At 73.3% G+C, this 13248-nt stretch carries 12 protein-coding genes; 7 read left to right on the top strand and 5 right to left on the bottom strand.

Annotation, left to right across the window (positions count from 1 at the left end):
- Window positions 1-164 precede the first annotated feature (164 nt).
- The 3 genes from AB0950_RS25170 to AB0950_RS25160 all read right to left on the bottom strand — a co-directional run bounded on the left by AB0950_RS25170 (window position 165) and on the right by AB0950_RS25160 (window position 4105).
- Window positions 165-344 carry a hypothetical protein gene (locus tag AB0950_RS25170; protein WP_360160144.1) on the bottom strand — a complete coding sequence of 60 codons (180 nt, stop codon included), beginning with the start codon at window positions 342-344 and terminating at the stop codon, window positions 165-167.
- 204 nt (window positions 345-548) lie between these two features.
- On the bottom strand, window positions 549-3521 hold the full coding sequence (locus tag AB0950_RS25165; RefSeq protein ID WP_360160143.1) for a BTAD domain-containing putative transcriptional regulator: 2973 nt from the start codon (window positions 3519-3521) through the stop codon (window positions 549-551).
- A 188-nt stretch (window positions 3522-3709) separates the two neighbouring features.
- Window positions 3710-4105, bottom strand: a complete 396-nt coding sequence (locus tag AB0950_RS25160; RefSeq protein WP_360160142.1) for a nitroreductase family deazaflavin-dependent oxidoreductase — start codon at window positions 4103-4105, stop codon at window positions 3710-3712.
- A gap of 160 nt (window positions 4106-4265) precedes the next feature.
- Here AB0950_RS25160 and AB0950_RS25155 point away from each other — a divergent pair, with 160 nt between their 5' ends.
- From AB0950_RS25155 to AB0950_RS25140, 4 genes are read left to right on the top strand one after another with little or no spacing between them, the layout of a single operon-like run.
- Entirely contained in the window at window positions 4266-4643 is a 378-nt protein-coding gene (locus AB0950_RS25155) for a hypothetical protein (RefSeq protein WP_366779458.1), read from the top strand.
- 11 nt (window positions 4644-4654) lie between these two features.
- Window positions 4655-6220 (top strand): peptidoglycan-binding protein, encoded by a 1566-nt coding sequence (locus AB0950_RS25150; RefSeq protein WP_366779457.1) that lies wholly within the window; start codon window positions 4655-4657, stop codon window positions 6218-6220.
- A complete protein-coding gene (locus tag AB0950_RS25145; protein ID WP_360160139.1) occupies window positions 6174-6698 on the top strand; it encodes a protease inhibitor I42 family protein in 525 nt (174 codons plus the stop codon). Before AB0950_RS25150 ends, AB0950_RS25145 begins: the two co-directional genes overlap by 47 nt.
- A 36-nt stretch (window positions 6699-6734) precedes the next feature.
- Window positions 6735-7142, top strand: a complete 408-nt coding sequence (locus AB0950_RS25140; protein WP_366779456.1) for a hypothetical protein — start codon at window positions 6735-6737, stop codon at window positions 7140-7142.
- Between the two features lie 13 nt (window positions 7143-7155).
- On the opposite strand, the gene AB0950_RS25135 is transcribed toward AB0950_RS25140, so the two are convergent.
- Window positions 7156-8556, bottom strand: a complete 1401-nt coding sequence (locus AB0950_RS25135; RefSeq protein ID WP_360160137.1) for a CehA/McbA family metallohydrolase — start codon at window positions 8554-8556, stop codon at window positions 7156-7158.
- Between the two features lie 96 nt (window positions 8557-8652).
- Here AB0950_RS25135 and AB0950_RS25130 point away from each other — a divergent pair, with 96 nt between their 5' ends.
- From AB0950_RS25130 to AB0950_RS25120, 3 genes are all read left to right on the top strand, one after another.
- On the top strand, window positions 8653-9501 hold the full coding sequence (locus AB0950_RS25130) for an LLM class F420-dependent oxidoreductase (protein WP_366779455.1): 849 nt from the start codon (window positions 8653-8655) through the stop codon (window positions 9499-9501).
- 21 nt (window positions 9502-9522) lie between these two features.
- Window positions 9523-12108, top strand: coding sequence for a bifunctional FO biosynthesis protein CofGH (locus AB0950_RS25125; protein WP_360575443.1), 2586 nt, complete (start codon window positions 9523-9525; stop codon window positions 12106-12108).
- A gap of 65 nt (window positions 12109-12173) precedes the next feature.
- Window positions 12174-12737, top strand: coding sequence for a hypothetical protein (locus tag AB0950_RS25120; RefSeq protein WP_360160134.1), 564 nt, complete (start codon window positions 12174-12176; stop codon window positions 12735-12737).
- On the opposite strand, the gene AB0950_RS25115 is transcribed toward AB0950_RS25120, so the two are convergent.
- The gene (locus tag AB0950_RS25115) at window positions 12730-13236 is read right to left on the bottom strand and encodes a DUF2165 domain-containing protein (protein WP_360160133.1); all 507 of its coding nucleotides are present in this window, start codon (window positions 13234-13236) and stop codon (window positions 12730-12732) included. The two genes, AB0950_RS25120 and AB0950_RS25115, sit on opposite strands and share 8 nt — an antisense overlap.
- Window positions 13237-13248: the final 12 nt, after the last annotated feature.

The raw sequence follows: 13248 nt of genomic DNA, 5'->3' as shown, positions 1-13248 counted from the left end.
GGCCGTCCCAGGGTTGACGCTACCGGGTGTACGCGGGGTGCGCCATACGGTCACTGACGGTGTTCGCGGCGGGGGCGTGGTGCACGAGTCCGTCTTGGACACGCCTCGGCCGCGGCGGCTCCCCCTCGGTGCCACCGCGGCCGGTCCCCCGTGCGGGAGGTGGTTCAGCTGGGCTCGGACGTGATGTGGACGTTGTCCGTCGTGACCGTGCCGGTGCTGCTGTCCTTGGCGTCGGTGATGTGGACGTTGTCCGTCGTGGCCGTGCCGGTGCCGCTGTCCTTGGCATCGGTGATGTGCACGTTGTCCGGCTGGACGGCCTGCCCGTCCTTCTTGGCGTCGCTCATGGCGCTTCCCTCCCGTTTGGTGCTGAACGTGGGGTGCTCGTCCGGCCGTTCCCCCGATGGACGGCCGGACGAGCAACGGATCGCCCAACCTTAGATCGTTGGGACGGGCGACCTCGGCGCCGGTCCGTGTGCCCCCCGACGCGACGGACCGACACGACGAGAGTGCCGTGGGGCGATAAACGAACGATGAACGTCCCGGCCGGCTCAGGCCGTCGCGGTCTGCGCCATCAGCGCCCGGACGGTCTCGGCCTCCGGTGAGCGCAGCGACTGGTAGATGGAGAGGGCCTCCTGCCAGCACACCTGGGCCCGTCCGGACTGCCCGATGTCGTCCAGAGCCCGGCCGAGGACGGTGAGCACGTTGCCCCGCCGCCACTCGCCGCCGATCCCGCGGAGCACGGTCAGCGCCGCCTCGGCGTTCGTCGAGGCCTGCGTGGGCCGCCCGGCCGCCAGGTCGAGCTCCGCGAGCCGGAACAGCGTCATGCCCTCCCACAGCCGATGACGGCTCTCGCGGAAGACGCCGAGTGCCTCCTGCAGCCGCTCGGTCGCCTCGACGTGCAGGCCGTTCTCCGTGAGCGCCATGCCGAGCGCGTACCGTCCGTTGGCGCTCTTCACGGCGTGGCCCAGGGTCTCGTACATGTCGACGCCCTGCTGGGCCAGTTCGACAGCGCTGTGGGGCCGACCCGTCACCAGGTGGATACGCGACAGGTTGCACAGCACGCTGGCCTCGCCGGCCCGGTCCTCGCAGTCCCGGAAGTCCGCGAGCGCCTGCTTGAGGTGCTCCTCGGCGTCGGCGTAGCGGCGCTGGTAGAAGGCGATGGCTCCGCGGATGTTGGCCGCCCAGCAGCGGGCCGGCGGGTCGCTGAAGGAGGCGCCCAGGCGCAGGGAGTCCTCGGCGGACTCGTCCGCTTCCGTGAAACGCCCGGAAAGCTGGTGGGCGTTGGCCAGGACCGCCGCCGCCCGCACCTCCGCGCGCCGGTCCCCGCAGGCCCGCGCCGCGTCGCGCAGGGCGATCGCCGCGGCGTCGTACTCCCGTGAGTTGGCGCCGGACTCGGTCAGGTCGACGGCGGCCCACAGCAGGTCGATGGCGCGCAGCAGCGTGCTCGGACCCGTGAACTGGCGGACGCAGGCGAGCAGGGACACGGCCTCCGCGTACAGCCAGTCCTGGGCCTGGTGCCGGGACTCGAAGCCGAGCCCCGGATAGTCGGTGGGCTGCAGATGGTCCACGACCCGGTCCCCCGGCCTCTCCATCGCATAGACCTGGGCCGCCGTGGCCAGGTAGAAGTCCAGCAGGCGCGACATCGCGGCGTCCCGTTCCCCGGGCGGCCGCTCGTCGCGCTCCGCGCAGGCACGCGCGTAGAGCCGGACCAGGTCGTGGAACCGGTAGCGTCCGGGCGCCGCCGACTCCAGCAGGGACGTGTCCACCAGGGACTCCAGGAGGTCCTCGGTCTCCTCCACCGGCAGGTCCAGGACCGCCGCTGCCGCCGCGAGGGAGATGTCCGGGCCGTCCGCCAGGCCCAGCAGCCGGAACGCCCTGGCCTGGGCCGGCTCCAGCTGGCCGTAGCCCAGCTCGAAGGTGGCCTTCACCGCCAGGTCGCCCGCCTGCAGTTCGTCCAGGCGGCGGCGTTCGTCGGCCAGCTTCGCCGCCAGGACGGACACGGTCCAGGTGCGGCGCGCCGCGAGGCGGGACGCGGCGATGCGGATCGCCAGCGGCAGGAACCCGCAGGCCGCCACGACGTCCAGCGCCGCTTCCCGTTCCGCGGCGACCCGTTCCTCGCCCACGATCTTCGTGAACAGCGCCAGCGCCTCGTCCGGGGACATCACGTCGAGGTCGACCAGGTGGGCCCCGGCCAGGTCGACCATGCGGACGCGCGAGGTGACCAGGGCCGCGCAACCCTCGGTGCCGGGCAGGAGGGGGCGTACCTGGGCCGCGTCCTTGGCGTTGTCCAGCAGGACCAGGACCCGGCGGCCGTCCAGGACCGAGCGGTACAGGGCGGCCCGTTCGTCCAGGGAGTCGGGGATCGCCGAGTCGGCCGTCCCGAGGGCGCGCAGGAAGGAGCCGAGGACCGTCTCCGGTTCGGCCGGGCGGGGGCCGGCGCCCTGGAGGTCGACGTAGAGCTGGCCGTCGGGGAAGGCGCCCCGGGCCCGGTGGGCCACATGCACGGCCAGGGTCGTCTTGCCCACCCCGCCGATGCCGGCCAGCGCCGACACCGCCATCACCCGGCCCCCGGCGTCGGGCGCCTCGGACGCCGACGCCAGCACGTCGCTCAGTTCGGCGACGAAGGACGTCCGGCCGGTGAAGTCGGGTACGGAGGCGGGGAGTTGCGCGGGGCGGACCGGGACCACCGAGGGTTCCGCCGCCGGGGACGACGGTTCCGCCAGCGCCGGGTCCGCCTGCAGGATGCGCTGCTGCAGTTCCCGGAGCCCGGGCCGCGGGTCGACGCCCAGCTCCTCGGCGAGCAGGCGGCGGGTGTCGGCGTAGACGGCCAGGGCCTCCGCCTGGCGGCCGCTGCGGTACAGGGCGAGCATCAGCAGCTCGCGCAGGCGCTCGCGCAGGGGGTGGGCGGCCGTGAGCGCCGTCAGTTCCGAGACCGCCTCCGCGTGGCAGCCCTGCTCCAGGTCCATGTCCAGGCGGGATTCGACGAGGCCGAGGCGCCATTCCTCCAGGCGGACCCGCTGGGTCTCGGCGTAGGGGCCGGGGACGCCGGCCAGGACCTCGCCGTCCCACAGGGCCAGGGCCTCGTTCAACAGCGCGCGGGCGCGGCACAGGTCGCCGACGGCCCGCGCCTTCTCCGCCTGGGCCGCGAGGTTCTGGGCGACCGCCAGGTCCAGGGCGCCCTCGCCGAGCGCGCGCACCGCGTAACCGCCGGACTCGCTGACCAGGACGCCGGGCAGGATCTTGCGCAGCCGCGAGGCGTACGTGCGCACCGCCGCCAGCGCCTGCGACGGCGGCTCGTCGCCCCAGAGGGCGTCGATCAGCTCCGCCGCGGTCGCCGTACGGCCCTCGCGCAGCAGCAGGGCGGCCAGCAGGGCGCGCTGCTGGGGCGAACCCGTGCCGATCTGCTCCTCGCCGCGCCAGGCCCGCACCGGACCGAGCACGCCGAACCGCAGCGCCTCCGGCTCCGTGACGGCCACGGAGCCGGAACGCCGCTGCTCAGGCACTCGCGGCCCACCGTCCATGCGTTGGTCCCCCTCGGCATCACGAACAACCCCGTCAGTTTGCCTTGTTCGGGCCGGTTCCGTCAGCCATCGACGACGCCGATCACAGGGCGCCGTGCGTCGGTCCACAAACCCCTCACACCCTCTTCGCACGCCGACGCTAGTTGATGACCGTCAGGTGCTCGCTCGCTGCGTGAAGCAGGCCTGGCCTAGTCCGTCAGGTCCACCCGGACCGTCAGCAGGTCCGTGCCGAAGGCCCGTACCGCCGTGCTGTTGAGGCGGGGCAGGGAGCGCAGGCGGGCCACCGGGTCGTCGTCGGGCAGGAGATGGGCGGTGCCGTGGTGCCAGCGGCCCGCGATGCGGACGCGGACCCTGGGGTCGGCCTGGATGTTGCGGACGTACTGGGACTTGTGGCCGAACTCGGAGACCAGCCAGAAGGAGTCGCCCACCTTGCGGCCGCCGACCGGGGTCCGCCGGGGCAGGCCGGAGGTGCGGCCGGTGGTCTCCAGGAGGGTCTGGAACGGCAGTAGCCGGGTCAGGGGGTTGGCGAGGCGCCGCTGGAAGGCGGTCACCACACGGTGCTTGCGGTCTTCGGGGGCTGACATGCCGGTCGTTCTCCTGGTCTGACGGCGCGGTGTCGCGGCGGGGACGGTGGACGGGCGATGGTGTGGCGGCTCCGTGCAGGGCGTGTGGTCTCCAAACGGTCCGCCGGCTGCCGCGTGTTAGCCTCCCCCGCGGTCGCGATCGATTCAACGGGGGAGTCTGATGGGCGCGTCTTCGGACGGCTACACGGTCAAGTCCGGGATGTCCGGACAGGCGAAGGACCTGGACGCCGCGGGTGACGACGCCGGCAAGATCGCGAAGGCGATCGAGCCCGGCATGTGCTACATGGACGACGCGCTCGGCGGCCCGGAGGCCGCCGCCGCGTTCAACGCGTACGCCTCCGCCTGGGAGGCGGAGGTCAAGGCCCTGGAGTCGGCGCTGCACGAACTGGCCGGCAAGGTACGGCTGTCGAAGGGCGCGTATCACGGCAGCGACAGCCTCGTCGGCACGAACGCCGACAGCGTGGCCGTCGGGGACGGTCACCTCGTCAGCACCATGCCCGCCCGGGCCGGCCGCCCGTCGGCGCTGGCCGGTTACTGAGGGCGCGGGCGATGACGCAGTCCACGGGCGACCGGCGCAAGCGGCTGGCCGAGCTGTGCCGGACCATTGCCTCCGCCGGCAGCAAGAACGACCTGATCGACGCCATCAACGACGCGCTCGCCGTCTCCGCCCCGGTCGGCGACACGGCGACGCTGGAGACCCTGGGCAAGCTGTACCAGAAACAGGACCTCGAGGACCTCCACAGGCGCATCGACAGGGTGGCCAAGAAGGGCCTGCCGGACGTCTGGGCCGGCAACACGAGCGTGCTGGCCTCGGACGCGGTGGCCGCCGCCGGGGTGGCCGCCGGAGCGGTGGGCCGGGCCCTGTACGGCGGCGGACTGGCGCTGCTCACGTTCGCCGACGCCCTCAAGGACGCCCAGAGCCAGGACGGCGACGGCCGGGAGACGCTGCGCGAGGCACTGCGGACGCTCGGCGGCAAGGACGGCTGGTTCGACGACCTCTACGAGGACGACGACGAGGAGGCCGTCCGGCTGAACGCCCGTTCCGTCGCCTCCCTGGGCGCCGAGGACCTGCACAAGGCCGCGATCGCCGCCGACGACGCCGCCCACGCCCTCGCCAGGGACCTGGACAAATGGGTCTCCGAGGCGCGCATGAGCAAGCTGGGCACGGGCGACCTCACGGCCGTCGACAAGCTGATGCTGGCCGAGACCAGCGCCGTCGACGGCGACCCCGTGCTGAACGAGATCCTCACCGCGCACGACCTGGAGCGGGCCGGCCGGCGCATGGACCGGCTCAGCGCCGCCGACCGGGCCGCGATGGACCGGATGCTGGCCGGGTCGGACAGCCCGCAGGAGCGGGCCTATCTGATGAAGGCCCTGGCCGCCGGGCACAGCGTGGCGGAGATCGAGCAGTTCCAGGGCAAGATCCACGGCCACGACCCCGAGTGGCTGCGCAGGCATCTCACGCCGGTCGTCACCGCCGTGGACAGCATGGACGACGAGGGCGTGGCCGCCGACGGCTCCAACAACAACAAGGACTACGTCACCTTCGACGGCCAGCGCTGGATCCAGGGCGGCGACGGCTCGGAGGGCACCTGCGTGGCCTCCTCCACCGTCACCGCCCGCGCCATGGTCGACCCCCTCTACGCGCTCGACATCACCGGCGGGCCCGGCGGGCAGGAGGACGACCCCGAGGCCTTCAAGCGGCGCCTGGTGGCCGAGCAGCACCGGCTGCACACGGAGGGGGACGGCGGTGACCACTGGGAGGGCATGGGCCCCGACGGGCAGGAGCACATCGCCGACTCCACCATCGGCGCCGCCACCGGCGACGACTACCAGCGCCACGACCTGGGCGGCGCCGACGACCGCAGGGCGGTGCTGAACGACGTCGAGAAGGCGGTCGCGGACGGCCGCCCGGTTCCCGTCGACGTCCAGGGCAAGGACGGCGCCCACGCGATGACCATCATCGCCCAGGACGGCGACAGGCTGCAGATCTACAACCCGTGGGGCACGACGACCTGGGTCAGCGAGAACGACTTCATCAACGGACACATGGGCAAGGCAGCGGACAGTGGACTCAACGACGCGTACAGCGTGTACCTCCCGGCGGCGAAGTAGCCGGAGCCTGCGGCGCCGGGGCGGGGCCGCGGGCGGCGCCGTCGCGGCCCTCGCGCTGCTGACGCTCCTCACGGGCTGCGGGTCGGGCACGGGCGGGCCCGCCCCCGTCGCGCACCCCACCGGCGAATCCCGCATCACCGCGAAGGTCGGGGAGCGCTTCACGCTCACCGTCCACCAGAACGCCTCCACCCGCGAGCACTGGTACCTGTCCGACCCCAGGCCCGACGCCGGCGTGGTCCGCGAGCGCGGGCAGCACAGCTCCTCGGACTCCGGCGACAAGCACGCGGTCGGCGGGGGCAGCAGCCTCACCTTCACCTTCGAGGCCACCGGCAAGGGCAGCACCCGCATCGTGCTGACCCACTGCACGTTCGCCACCACCTGCGACGAGGACGGCGGCGGCACCCCGGCCCCGGCGTCGACCGCGCCGTACCGGCAGTCCGCGCCGAAGCGCGTCACCTACACCGTCACCGTCCGCTGAGCCGGCCGACCCCCCCGAGACCGGAACATGAACCCCGTGCCGAACCCCGCCCCGCGTCCCCCGGACCGCACCGACGACGAGCTGGCCCGGCTCGACATCCCCGCCCTGGTCCGCTACGGCCTCACCGCGCCGCCCGGCCCCCGGCGCACCGCCCTGTTCGGGGACGGCGCCGTGGGCGCGGCCGTGCTGCTCGACCGCCTCGGCACCCAGCCGCGCTCGGTGGCCTTCCTCGCCGACACCGTCCGGGCGGGCGGCCTGGCCTACGCCGCCGGGCTCCCCGAGCCGCTGCCGCGCCCGGAGGCGACGGCTGTCGTCCGCGACTGGCTGGCCGCCGGCGCCGAACTCGCGGCCGGCGTCGACGCCGACGACACCGCCGCCCGCTGGCTGCGCGCCGTCGCGACGGTCATCGAACTGCGGCAGCTGACGAGGGCCGCGCGGAACTGACCGCCTGCGGGGCTCACGCTGCGTCGACCGCCCCGAGGAACACCGGGTTGGTGAACGCGGCCATCATCCCCGGGACCGGCCCGAGCGCCGTCTCGTGCCGCAGTTCGGCGCGCACGTACGCCGCGTACGCCGGGGTCGTACGCCACTCCACGACCCCCGCCCCGGACACGGGCAGCGGGCCGCTGCTGAACAGCACGCCCTGGTCGGTGACGAAGCGGACCGAGCAGCGCGGGGCGCCCGCGACCGACAGCCGGGCGGTCACCGGGGTGCCGGCGCCGACCGCCAACCGCTCGCCGATCCCGGCCCGTTCACCGCTCGCGGCGGTGACGGTGAAGTCCAGCGAGACGGTCCGCGACTCGGCCACGTACGACCGTCCCGCCCGCAGCCCGGCGAGGATCGCCTGACGGCTCAGCTCCTCGGCGAGGACGACCGTCTGCGGGTGCCCGACGACGTCCGGGTCCCGGTGCGCGTCGCTGTTCCCCATGGCGGGCAGCCAGGCACCCTCCTCCCGCCCGGAGGCGATGAGCAGCCCGTCCCAGGCGGCCAGCGCCACCTCGTCGTCGGGCGTCCACATCCCGTTCCACACCTCCAGCGCGTCCGCCTCGGCGAAGGAGGGCTTCCAGGCGCAGCCGACGCAGTCCGCGTACGGGTGGGCCGGCACGGCCAGGCCGCCGGCGCCGCGGATCTGCCGCGCGAAGTGCGGCCAGCGCCGGTCCCGGGCCCGGTAGCGCCAGTCGACGAAGGTGCCGGGGTCGGTGCCGAGGGCCAGCACATGGCCGTTCCGGGTGGTGACCTCCTCGCCGAGCAGCACCAGCAGGTCGTCGCCGGCCGCGTCGGCCCAGTGGGCGTGCGAGGCGGTCGTGTTGTGGTCGGAGCTGCCCACGAAGTCCAGCCCCGCCGCGCGGGCCAGCGCCGCGATCTCGGCCGGCGTGCGGCGCCCGTCGGAGTGCCAGGAGTGCAGATGGCAGTCGCCCCGGTACCAGCCCCGGCCCCGGCCCCTGGCGCGCTCCGGCGGGTACACCGGCTGCGGGGCGGCGCCGGGCTCCCCTTGCGTCAGCGTGACGGTCACCTCGTACGACAGGCCCTGCGGGGCCACCGTGTACGGCCCGAGCGCGATGTGCCAGGTGCCGGGGTGCAGCGGGCCGGGGAGGTAGCCGGGGGTGGCGTCGTCGGCCCGGACGAAGAACTCCGTGCGGGCGCCTCCGGACCAGCCCCGGAACCCCGGCCCGCCGACCTCGGTGCCGCGCTCGTCGAACAGGCCGATGTCGAGGGCGTTGCCGGGGGTGCCGGCGGGGGTGGCGGGCCGGTCGTAGGTGTAGGAGACGCGCAGTTCCCGTGTGCCGGGCGGGACTTCGAAGGGCAGGTAGACGTAGTCGGGTGAGCCGGGGGCGAGGGTGCCGCGCAACGTCGTCACGGCTTCCACGGTAGGCGCGGTTCGGGGGCGCGGACAGTACCGGTGCGCGGCCGCACGCCTCCCTGACGAGCGACCAACCAGTCGGTACGATGCCCCATGCGCATCGCCGTAACGATCTTCCTCACGGACGAGACCATCACCCCCCTCCGGCTCGCGCACGAGCTGGAGCAACGCGGCTTCAGCGGCCTCTACCTCCCCGAGCACACCCACATCCCGGTGGAGCGCACGACGCCGTACCCGGCCGGCGGCGACCTCCCCCGGGAGTACGGCCGCACCCTCGACCCCTTCGTCGCCCTCGGCCAGGCCGCCGCCGTCACCGAGCGCCTCGGCCTCGGCACCGGCATCACCCTTCTCGCCCAGCACGACCCCATCGCCCTGGCCAAGCAGATCGCCACGCTGGACCACCTGTCCCGCGGCCGCTTCACCCTGGGCCTGGGCTACGGCTGGAACGTCGAGGAGGCCGCCGACCACGGCGTGCAGTGGCGCACCCGCCGGGAACTGGTCCGGGACCGGGTACGGCTCATGCAGGCCCTGTGGTCCGAGGAACCGACGCCCTACGACGGCGAGTTCGCGAGCGTCCGGGCCAGCCACGCGTATCCCAAGCCGGTGCGCAAGCCGCGCGGCCGGATCACCGGCCCGCGCACGCTCGTCGGCGGGACGGCCGGGCCCGGACTCTTCGCGCACATCGCCGAGTACGCCGACGGCTGGCTCCCGATCGGCGGCCGCGGCCTCGCCGAGTCCCTGCCGGCGCTGCGCACGGCCTGGGCGGACGCGGGCCGCGACCCCGCCGCGCCGGAGGTCGTCCCGTACGCGGTCCGGCCCACCCCCGGCAAGCTGGCCCACTACGCCGAGTTGGGCATCGAGGAGGTCGTCGTGCAACTGCCGCCGGCGGGGGAGGGGGAGGTGCTGCGGGCGCTGGACGAGTACGCGCGGTACGTTTCCTGATCACGCTCGTATGCTCGAGGGATGACGACTTCCGCGACCTCCGGAACCGGACCGACCGAGAACTCCCTGCGTCGCGCCCTCAAACGCGCCCGGGACGGCGTCGCCCTCGACGTCGCCGAGGCGGCGGTGCTGCTCCAGGCCCGCGGCGAGGACCTGACCGACCTCGCCGCGTCCGCGGCCCGGGTGCGCGACGCGGGTCTCGAACAGGCGGGCCGTCCCGGTGTCATCACGTACTCGAAGAGCGTCTTCATCCCCCTCACCCGGCTGTGCCGGGACAAGTGCCACTACTGCACCTTCGTCACCGTCCCCGGCAAGCTGCGCCGTGCCGGGCACGGGATGTTCATGTCCCCGGACGAGGTGCTGGACATCGCCCGCAAGGGCGCCGCGCTCGGCTGCAAGGAAGCCCTGATCACCCTCGGCGACAAACCCGAGGACCGTTGGCCTCAGGCGCGCGAATGGCTCGACGCGCACGGCTACGACGACACCATCGCCTACGTCCGCGCCATCTCCATCCGCATCCTGGAGGAGACGGGCCTGCTGCCCCACCTCAACCCGGGCGTCATGACCTGGACGGACTTCCAGCGCCTCAAGCCGGTGGCCCCCTCCATGGGCATGATGCTGGAGACGACCGCGACCCGCCTGTGGTCCGAGCCCGGCGGCCCCCACTACGGCTCCCCGGACAAGGAACCGGCCGTACGGCTGCGGGTACTTCAGGATGCGGGCCGCTCGTCCGTGCCCTTCACCTCCGGACTGCTGATCGGCATCGGCGAGACGTACGAGGAGCGGGCGGAGTCCCTCTTCGCCCTCCGCAAGGTCTCCCGGGCCTACCACGGCATCCAGGAGCTGATCATCCAGAACTTCCGAGCCAAGCCGGACACGGCGATGCGCGGCATGCCGGACGCCGAACTGGACGAGCTGGTCGCGACGGTGGCCGTGGCCCGCCACATCATGGGCCCGGCCGCCTGCCTCCAGGCCCCGCCGAACCTGGTCGACGCCGAGTACGAGCGGCTGATCGGCGCCGGCATCGACGACTGGGGCGGGGTGTCGCCCCTGACCATCGACCACGTCAACCCCGAGCGCCCCTGGCCGCAGATCGAGGAATTGGCCGCGAGGTCGGCCGCCGCCGGCTTCGAGCTGCGCGAACGCCTCTGCGTCTACCCCGAGTTCGTGCGCCGCGGCGAGCCCTGGCTGGACCCGCGGCTGCGCCCGCACGTGAGCGCGCTGGCCGACCCGGAGACGGGCCTGGCCCGCCCCGGCGCCCTTCCCCGGGGCCTGCCCTGGCAGGAGCCGGAGGAGGCGTTCACGGCCACCGGCCGCACGGACCTCCACGCGTCGATCGACACCGAGGGCCGCACGAAGGACCGGCGCGACGACTTCGACGAGGTGTACGGCGACTGGGAGGCGCTGCGCGAGGCGGCCGCCCCCGGCATGGCGCCGGAGCGCATCGACACGGACGTACGGCAGGCGCTGGCGACGGCGGCCGACGACCCGACGAAGCTCACCGACGCCGAGGCGCTGGCCCTGCTGCACGCGGACGGCCCGGCGCTGGACGCCCTGACGCGTATCGCGGACGACGTCCGCAGGTCGGCGGTCGGCGACGACGTGACGTACATCGTCACCCGCAACATCAACTTCACCAACGTCTGCTACACCGGCTGCCGTTTCTGCGCCTTCGCCCAGCGCCGCACGGACGCCGACGCCTACACGCTCTCCCTGGAGCAGGTCGCGGACCGCGCCCAGCAGGCCTGGGACGTGGGCGCGGTGGAGGTGTGCATGCAGGGCGGAATCCACCCGGACCTGCCCGGCACGGCGTACTTCGACATCGCGAAGGCGGTGAAGTCCCGCGTCCCCGGCATGCACGTGCACGCCTTCTCCCCGATGGAGGTGGTGAACGGCGCGACCCGCACCGGCATGTCCATCCGGGAGTGGCTGACGGCGGCCAAGGAGGCGGGCCTGGACTCCATCCCGGGGACGGCCGCGGAGATCCTGGACGACGAGGTCCGCTGGGTGCTGACCAAGGGCAAGCTGCCGACGGCCACCTGGATCGAGGTGATCACCACGGCCCACGAGCTGGGCATCCGCTCGTCCTCGACGATGATGTACGGCCATGTCGACCAGCCCCGCCACTGGCTGGGCCATCTGCGCACGCTGGCCCGGATCCAGCGCGAGACGGGCGGCTTCACGGAGTTCGTCACCCTGCCCTTCATCCACACCAACGCCCCGGTCTACCTGGCGGGCATCGCCCGGCCGGGCCCCACGACCAGGGACAACAGGGCGGTCACCGCGATGGCCCGTCTGCTCCTCCACCCCTGGATCCCCAACATTCAGACAAGCTGGGTCAAACTGGGCGCGGAGGGTGCGGCGGAGATGCTCCGCTCCGGCGCGAACGACCTGGGCGGCACGCTGATGGAGGAGACGATCTCCCGGATGGCCGGCTCCTCCTACGGCTCCTACAAGTCGGTCCGCGACCTGATCGCCGTGGCCGAGGCGGCCGGCCGCCCGGCGAAACCGCGCACCACGCTCTACGGCGAGGTGCCCGAGGAGCGGCAGCGGGCGGCGGAGGCCTCCGACGGGCACCTGCCGGAACTGCTGCCGGTCCTGGACTGAGTACGATGATCCGACCCCCGACCCGAGACGGGGCCCCATACGCCTAGCGTCAGGAGAAGCGTCCCGTGGCTGCCCGACTGCCCTCGTGGGCCTGGGTCACCGGCCTGACGGCGGGAGCGACCGCGGTCGTGGTCGCGCTCGCCGTACAGGCGGACCACGGGCCGCGTCCGATCGCCGCCGTGTCGAAGCCGAGCGCGTCGGCGTCGTCCGGCGCCCACGGGCCCGCGACGCCGAAGACACCGGCCGCGCCCGCCCTGCCGGACGATTCCGGCACGGGCCGCCGGATCGTGTACTCCCTCTCCGGGAAGCGGGTCTGGCTGGTCGACGCGACGGGCAAGCCGACCCGCACGTTCACGGTGTGGCCGGGCACGGTGAGCCCGCAGCCCGGTCGCTACTCGATCATCAAGCGCACCCAGTCCATCAAGGGCTCGGACGGGGTGGAGGTGGAGCACATCATGTACTTCACCGCGACGCAGGGCGTGAACATCGCCTTCTCCAACGCCCTGGACGGCTCCTCGCCGCCCCCGGCGGACGGCAAGAAACTGGGCGGCATCCGCCTCCACAAGGAAGACGGCGCCGCCCTGTGGTCCTTCGGTGATCAGGGCACCAGCGTCACGGTCGTCAAATAGCGTCCGCCCGCCGCGCGGGCAGCAGATTGACGATCAACGCCACTCCGCTGAGCAGGAACACCCGGGTCGCGGCGTCCAGCCCGTTCCAGGCCTTCGACTGCCACATCGCGAACCACTCACCGCCGATCGCGATGAACCCGGCGCCGAAGAGCAGAAGCAGCATCAGCAGCCCGTAGGTGGAGAGGCGCCGGGCGACGTCGTCCTTGCGCCACGCCCACAGCACGGTCCCCCCGATCAGCACGAGGGCCGCCACGGCCTCCCACACGATGATCGCGACATAGGCGGTGTCCTGCAGCCCGGTACTGGTGATGGCCCGCCCCATCAGATCCGGGTCCTTGAAGGTGGTGTCCATCGCCAGCACATGCCGTACGAACTGCTGGTTCGTCCCGAAGTCGGTGATGTTCCCGACGGCGACGAGGGCGATGTAGAGGGCGAGTATGCCGGTGAGCACACCGGCGGCCAGTCTGAGGCCGTTGTGACGTGGGGGATTGGTGGTCATGGCGCGATTCTC

The organism is Streptomyces sp. NPDC007189 (genome assembly GCF_040703635.1).
Lineage (GTDB): Bacteria > Actinomycetota > Actinomycetes > Streptomycetales > Streptomycetaceae > Streptomyces.
Note: the sequence above shows the minus strand (reverse complement) of the source record. Positions and strands in the feature narration are given on the sequence as shown.

What these genes read in the sequence shown, in the direction of transcription:
- AB0950_RS25170 (WP_360160144.1), bottom strand. Translation starts at nt 344, where the DNA reads ATGAGCGACGCCAAGAAGGACGGGCAGGCCGTCCAGCCGGACAACGTG.
- AB0950_RS25165 (WP_360160143.1), bottom strand. Translation starts at nt 3,521, where the DNA reads ATGGACGGTGGGCCGCGAGTGCCTGAGCAGCGGCGTTCCGGCTCCGTG.
- AB0950_RS25160 (WP_360160142.1), bottom strand. Translation starts at nt 4,105, where the DNA reads ATGTCAGCCCCCGAAGACCGCAAGCACCGTGTGGTGACCGCCTTCCAG.
- AB0950_RS25155 (WP_366779458.1), top strand. Translation starts at nt 4,266, where the DNA reads ATGGGCGCGTCTTCGGACGGCTACACGGTCAAGTCCGGGATGTCCGGA.
- AB0950_RS25150 (WP_366779457.1), top strand. Translation starts at nt 4,655, where the DNA reads ATGACGCAGTCCACGGGCGACCGGCGCAAGCGGCTGGCCGAGCTGTGC.
- AB0950_RS25130 (WP_366779455.1), top strand. Translation starts at nt 8,653, where the DNA reads ATGCGCATCGCCGTAACGATCTTCCTCACGGACGAGACCATCACCCCC.
- AB0950_RS25125 (WP_360575443.1), top strand. Translation starts at nt 9,523, where the DNA reads ATGACGACTTCCGCGACCTCCGGAACCGGACCGACCGAGAACTCCCTG.
- AB0950_RS25115 (WP_360160133.1), bottom strand. Translation starts at nt 13,236, where the DNA reads ATGACCACCAATCCCCCACGTCACAACGGCCTCAGACTGGCCGCCGGT.